The 6,521-nt window shown below is 51.1% G+C and carries 4 protein-coding genes and 1 pseudogene; 2 read left to right on the forward strand and 3 right to left on the reverse strand.

Translation table 11 applies throughout. The annotated features are described in order from the left end of the window. A pseudogene (locus TU79_RS24765) lies at positions 1 to 980 on the reverse strand (transposase); the annotation flags it as partial. Between the two features lie 211 nt (positions 981 to 1,191). Between TU79_RS24765 and TU79_RS24770 the strand changes: the two are divergent. Continuing rightward, entirely contained in the window at positions 1,192 to 3,477 is a 2,286-nt protein-coding gene (locus tag TU79_RS24770) for an AAA family ATPase (protein ID WP_057010418.1), read from the forward strand. 122 nt (positions 3,478 to 3,599) lie between these two features. Here TU79_RS24770 and TU79_RS26210 read toward each other — a convergent pair whose 3' ends face one another. Next, positions 3,600 to 4,472 (reverse strand): hypothetical protein, encoded by an 873-nt coding sequence (locus tag TU79_RS26210; protein ID WP_156792485.1) that lies wholly within the window; start codon positions 4,470 to 4,472, stop codon positions 3,600 to 3,602. Between the two features lie 194 nt (positions 4,473 to 4,666). Beyond that, positions 4,667 to 5,338: a hypothetical protein gene (locus TU79_RS25895; RefSeq protein WP_231986828.1), complete on the reverse strand. Its 672-nt coding sequence runs from the start codon at positions 5,336 to 5,338 to the stop codon at positions 4,667 to 4,669. 195 nt (positions 5,339 to 5,533) lie between these two features. On the opposite strand from TU79_RS25895, the gene TU79_RS24780 reads away from it, so the two are divergent. Continuing rightward, the coding region (locus tag TU79_RS24780) for an IS5/IS1182 family transposase (RefSeq protein WP_057010420.1) at positions 5,534 to 6,521 on the forward strand (988 nt) is incomplete at its 3' end.

Below are 6,521 nucleotides of genomic sequence, written 5' to 3' on the forward strand. Positions count from 1 at the left end.
CGCTGCGCAATGGGTTGCCGGCCGGGTAGCGGTATTCCTCAGCCGCTTCATTCCAGTGGAAATCATTACTCGAAAAACTGTCGTTCTTGCGCTCGGTTTTGTCCCACACCGGCACATGCGGCTCGATGTCTTTTTCCTCCACCATCCAGGCCAGCATCGGCGCTGTACCGTAAGCGGTGTCGCCAATGAGGCGTTCCGGCTTGATGTCGAACTGCGCTTCGACCCGTTCGATCATCGTCTTGGTGCTCTCGACTTCTGCGGTTCGATGAGCCGGTGTGGATTCCACATCCACAATCACACCGTGCTCGGTATCGATCAGATAATTCGTGGAGTAAGCGTAGAAAGCTGGGCCTCCTGGAGCAGCGGTCCAGCGGGCCTGAGGATCAGTCAGCGACAGGCGCCTCGGTAGCGTTTCGGCCAGAGCCTCTTCATCGAGTACCTCAAGGTACTCATGCACGGCGCGGGTGCTCAGAGATGGATCGCTCTAGTTGACCTGTTCATCTCCCGGTACGCCGCGCTGCCGACTCGCATCTGCTTTGATAATGCTGGCGTCCACGGCAAAGCCTTCGCCCTTGACCAGACCGGCGTCCATGCAGCGACGCAGCACTTCATTGAACAACCAGCGAAACAGATCACTGTCCCGAAAACGGCCGTGTCGATTTTTGGAAAACGTCGAGTGATTGGGTACTTCATCTTCAAGGTTCAACCGGCAGAACCAGCGATACGCCAGGTTCAAATGGGCCTCTTCGTACAACCGCCGTTCGGAGCGGATGCCGTAGCAGTAGCCGACGATCAGCATGCGGATCATCAGTTCAGGATCAATCGACGGACGTCCAATCGGGCTATAGAGATCGGAGAGGTAATGGCGCATGTCGCTCAGATCGATCAATGCTGCGCAGAAGGTGATTGGCGGGGATGTGGTCTTCAAGGTTGAACGAGTAAAACAGTCGCTCCTGCCCACTCCCATCATGCTGTGTGATCCCCTCCGGCCAATGCGGAGATTTTGCCGGAGGCCAGCCAGGGGAGCTACTTTTTCAACAGAATCGGCCAGAAGCAGCCTCTGACGGGTGTCTAGGAAATAGGGGCGACTCAATTCGTGGAATAGGACCGTCTCGTCTCTCCATGCACCTGCATGGCATGGACTACACTGGCTTTCTCTCATTTCTCAGTTGCCACTAAAAGGACGCGATCGTGCTCGAAAGAATTGAATGGATTCGCGGTATCGGGCTACTTCACGATGTAGACGGCAAAGCATTCAAACTTTCAAAAACGCAGTTGATCTATGCGGACAATGGACGTGGAAAATCCACTCTGGCCAGCGTCTTGCGATCAGTTGCGGACGGGGACGCCTCAGTACTTCTCGATCGGAAGACAATCGATGGCTCGAGCGCACCAAATGTATCTTTAGCATTCGGTAGTGGACATAAGGTCACTTTAACCAAAGGCAAATGGTCAGAATCACGGCCAGAGCTTCTTGTTTTTGACACGGAGTTCATAGAAAAAAATGTGCACTCCGGTGGTATCGTTTCGCCAGGGCAGCGGAAAAACCTCTTGCAATTTGCATTGGGCGCGTCCGCCGTTAAAGCGAGGGCCGAGGAGGAAAAAGCCACCAAAAAGTCATTGGAAGCCAACGCAGAACTCGCTCGTACGACGGCTCAGCTTGCTGGCTATCATCAAGGGATGCTCTTCCAAGAATTTCAGAAGTTGGCACCAACTACGGAGTCAATTGCACAACCTCTGATTGATAACCTAAGAAAGCGCTTACAGGTTGCACAAAACATCGATGCAGTGCTTAAGCGGCCCCTCCCTGAAGACATTCAAGAGCCGTCTTTCGACTTGGATGCCCTGTTCAAGATCCTCAATCTTTCATTGAGGGACGTTGAGGAAGATGCAGAGCAGAAAGTCTCGGCACATATTGCCCACATGCGCAATCCCTCACTCGAACGATGGATCAGTGAGGGCCAGGAATTCGACAATGGTTCAGTCTGCCCTTACTGTACTCAACCCACTACTAATGTCGAATTAGTACGTGCCTACCGAACTCATTTCAACAAGGAGTATGAGCAGCTCAAGAACAACGTGTCGATGCTCGAGCGAGGAGTTCAAACAAGAACTGCCGAGGCTGTGATTGATAAGTTAGCGATGGCAACAGCCAACGCCTTTGCTTCCATCGCCTTATGGGCGGGAGAGGTACAAATCGATAGTCCTAACTTCGACATAGACCAGGCCAAAATCGAAATAGGCGCGGTTCGTGCCAGCTTGCTCAGCTTGGTTCAAGCCAAATTGAACAGACCACTAGAGCCAATCGGTAGCAGCGATGAAAAAGCCAGCGCTCAACAGCGTTGGGATACGGTTTTGAAGCGCGCTCGAGAAACTAACACACAGATTCAGCGGGCACGGTTGCTGATTAATGAGTTTCGTGGAGGGTTGACGACGGAGAATGTCGGCGCAATTAATCAAGAGGTAATGAAATTACAGCTGAGCGTGACGCGCGGAAAAAAAGAGGTAGCCGATCTATTGACACTATTAGCTGATATAAAGAAAAGATCGCAAGAGGCAGAGTCCAATAAGAAGGCTGCACGTGCGACTCTTAATGACCAGATGACGACAACCCTAGCGGCTTTTCAAAAGACGATTAACCAGATTTTGAAAAGATTTGGGGCCTCTTTCAGCATTGAAAAAATGGACGCTAACTTCCGAGGTGGCCTACGAAGTGAATACGGTCTATCTCTTCGTGGAATGTCCATCACACTCGACGGCACGCCAAAATTTGCTACGGCGTTAAGTGAGGGGGATAAGCGGACTCTGGCGTTTGCCTTTTTTATTGCCACGGTCAACTCAGATTCGGACTTAGCGAAAAAGCTTGTAGTTATCGATGATCCAATGTGCAGCCTAGACACCAATCGTAAGTCCCAAACCAAAGAGATACTTCGTATCATCAGCACTCGTGCTGAACAGCTTATCGTACTTGCGCATGATCCTTTCTTCATCCGAGATATGAAGGAGGTCCTCAGTCAGAAGGGCTTGCCTGCCTTAGAGGTGCTGCAATTGCAACACTCAATTGACGGCTATAGCCAGTTAGCAAAATTCAACGTGGAGCAGGAGTGTGAGTCATCTTTCTACAGACACCACAGGCTGCTAATGGAGTTCTGTGCTGGTACTCCCCACGATAGTCGAATGGTGGCTAAAGCGATCCGACCTTTTCTCGAAGGATACCTGCACAGACGATTCCCAGGTCTGGTGCCTAGGGACCTAATGTTTGGCGGAATACTTGCACATATAGGGACTGTGCTCCCCACTGACCCCTTAAACTTCGCCTCCCCGCTTGTGGAGGAACTGAAAGATATCAATGGCTATGCAGGCCAATTCCATCACGATACTAACCCTGGGATTTTTGACACTCTGCCTGTTACTACATCCGAACTTCTTACTTATAGCCAGAGAGCACTGTTTTTGGTTTATCGCGGAACGGTGTAATGCACCTTCGGCGTGCCATCTGATATGGCAAGTGAGTGACTGCTCCTGGCAGAGAGCTACCTCTGCTGAAGTCAGGAAACGGCCAAAGGTGGTCTGTGAGAAGCGTCCAAAAAAGCTCAAGACTATTCATTCTCTTGGGCATCGATGAGCGCTTTGAAGAGTTGATTATTCACGTGCATAACGAAGTCATGGATATCTCTCATCATTGCTAGGACCGCAATACTCGAGAATTCCTGCTCTTTGCCTTGGAGGCTTCTCCCGTTACGATGTACGATATCGTGCCGAAGAGCAACCGCACGATGAAGTCGCTCTTTAAGTTCAAGGCTTGGGAAAATCTGAATATTGAATGCAATCTCATAAAGCTGCTCAACTTTTCCCAGCCGATGATAGATCTGATCTCGCAAGTAGTCCTGGACACGTCTTTCTACCGTCAAACTCTCATTCCATGCCTCAAAAAGGGTGATCTTCTGAAAAGACAATTTTTCTTCTTTCAAGAGAAGATTCTCAGTTGCGCCTATCTCTTCTGCCACAAGTGCCATAAGTGTGTTGGCAAGGTAAGCCTCCATTGCGCTGATTAGTCCAGATAGCACCAATTTATTAATTTCCGGAGCAGAGCTCTTCAGTAATCCTGATCCGCCAATACCATACGTATGCAGTACCTCAGTCATATGGGTGTAGCTCGACAAGAACTCGAATAGCGGATCGTCAGTCGCCCGGACGTTATTCTGACCAGAGCTGGTGGCCTGCGAATCGGAAAGTTCTGTGAGCTCACTGGAGAATACCTCAACATGTTGGTAGTCCACTAACTTGACTTCGTACCTGTAGGGAGTTTTTTTCACAGTTACGTCGTAACGCTTTCCGCAATGGTCACAGTCAATCACAGCATTTCGAGTGGAAGCCCCTTCAAGCCAGCTTGTGTCGGGAGCAGGTACTAAGGTCCGACTGGTGTGCGCACAACTAGGGCACTTAAACAGAACGACGGTGCTGAAAGGCATTGGAGACCTCCGGAAAGAGACAATGAAGGGAACGCTACACAACCCTAGCTGAGTTCGGTAATGCTTTGAAAGTTTTGATACTCGATTGCGATGATCTCCATCCGTTGGAGTCAGTCTAAAAATAGACCTTCGAGAATACCCGCTTGAACCCGAGGTCCGCTTTTGGCCGATTCTGTTGAAAAAGTCGTACTCGCTTAGCAAAGGTGACCGCCTGCATCAATGAATAGCTTGCGGAGTTTTTTTCGAGCCGCCTCTGAAAGACGCTGTGAATAGCGTTGAAACTCTTCTTCGGCTTTGTCGGGCTTGCCGTTCATGGCCAATACAAACGCGTATGCAAGAGGATGTTGTATGTAGTTGTAGAAACCCAGGCCACCAGTCGAAAAATGCTGCTTGACCCGCTCGAAAGCACCAGGCAGGTCGGCTATCGAACTAGCCTCGTTCCAAAACGATTCAGCTTTTGGAATTGCAGCCCGGAGGATATTGGGTGCGCGGGTTGCTATGACATCAGGTCCGTAGCTGCATGAGATATCAAACGCTCGATCTCGCACATCGAAAGTCAGATCAGGTCGTGCTGATTTTGACGTCCTGTGCCATTTGATTTCATTGCCGGAAAGATGGGGAACGAAGTCCAGTGACAGAGCCCATGACGGCGCTAGCGCGCCGCCTTTCCACTGCTCAAGGCGAAAGAGTTGGCGAATGGGAGCATTGACGCTACGAAGCCAGGAAAGCGGGCCCTGAACTTCGAACCCTAACGGCTGTAAAAGTGATTCTACGGTTGGCGAAACAATTTCGTGGATTTGATCTATTCGCACTATTTCGAACGTTTTTCCCTGCATCGTCGGCCCCAAGCTCAAAAGTAATCCCACTTCGACAACTACGGTCGTTGGTTCGACCTCAGATAATGGATGGAGTCTTCTTCATCTACATTCGGGAATCAAGGCACACGAAACCTCTCTCGGCGAATTGCCTTTACATGAGGCAGATGATGAACTGTCCTTCTGCAAAAGTAGCTCTCCTGATTGGTCTAAAATCTGCCCGTCGGCCAGCGGGAGAGTCGCAGCATGATGGGACAGTTATCGAGTGTGCAGGATCGGCTGTTTTATTCGTTCAATCTTGAAGACCACATCCCAAAAAAACATCTCCTGCGTAGCATTGATCGGTGTCTCGATCTGAGCGACCTGCGCCACTACCTCGCCGATTTCTATAGCCCGATTGGGCGCCCTTCGATTGATCCTGAACTGATGATCCGCATGCTAGTCGTGGGCTATTGCTATGGCATTCGCTCCGAACGGCGCTTGTGTGAAGAGGCCCATTTGAACCTGGCGTATCGCTGGTTCTGCCGGTTGAGCCTTGAGGATGAAGTACCTAATCACTCGACGTTTTCCAAGAATCGACACGGCCGTTTCCGGGACAGCGATCTGTTTCGCTGGCTGTTTAATGAAGTGCTGCGTCGCTGCATGGACGCCGGTCTGGTCAAGGGGGAAGGCTTTGCCGTGGACGCCAGCATCATCAAGGCAGATGCGAGTCGGCAGCGCGGCGTACTTGGTGATGAGGAGGTTAACTGGAGCGACCCATCGCTCAGCACACGTGCCGTCCGCGAGTACCTCGAAGCACTCGATGAAGAGGCGCTGGCTGAAGCACTTCCCAAGCGCTTATCGCTGACTGATCCTTTATCCCGTTGGACTGCCGCCCCGGGCGGCCCAGCGTTTTTCGCCTACTCCACGAACTACCTGATTGATGTCGAGCATGGCGTGGTCATGGACGTAGAACCGACACCGGCTCATCGAACGGCCGAGGTCGAGAGCACCAAAACCATGATTGATCGAGTCGAAGAGTTGTTCGACATCAAACCGGATCGCTTAATAGGCGACACCGCTTACGGCACAGCACCGATGTTGGCCTGGATGGTGGAAGAGAAAGATATCGAGCCGCATGTGCCGGTGTGGGACAAAACCGAGCGCAAGAACGACAGTTTTTCGAGTAATGATTTCCACTGGAATGAAGCGGCTGAGGAATACCGCTACCCGGCCGGCAACCCATTGCGCAGCG

It is taken from the genome of Pseudomonas trivialis (genome assembly GCF_001439805.1).
In the GTDB taxonomy this organism is placed as follows: domain Bacteria; phylum Pseudomonadota; class Gammaproteobacteria; order Pseudomonadales; family Pseudomonadaceae; genus Aquipseudomonas; species Aquipseudomonas trivialis.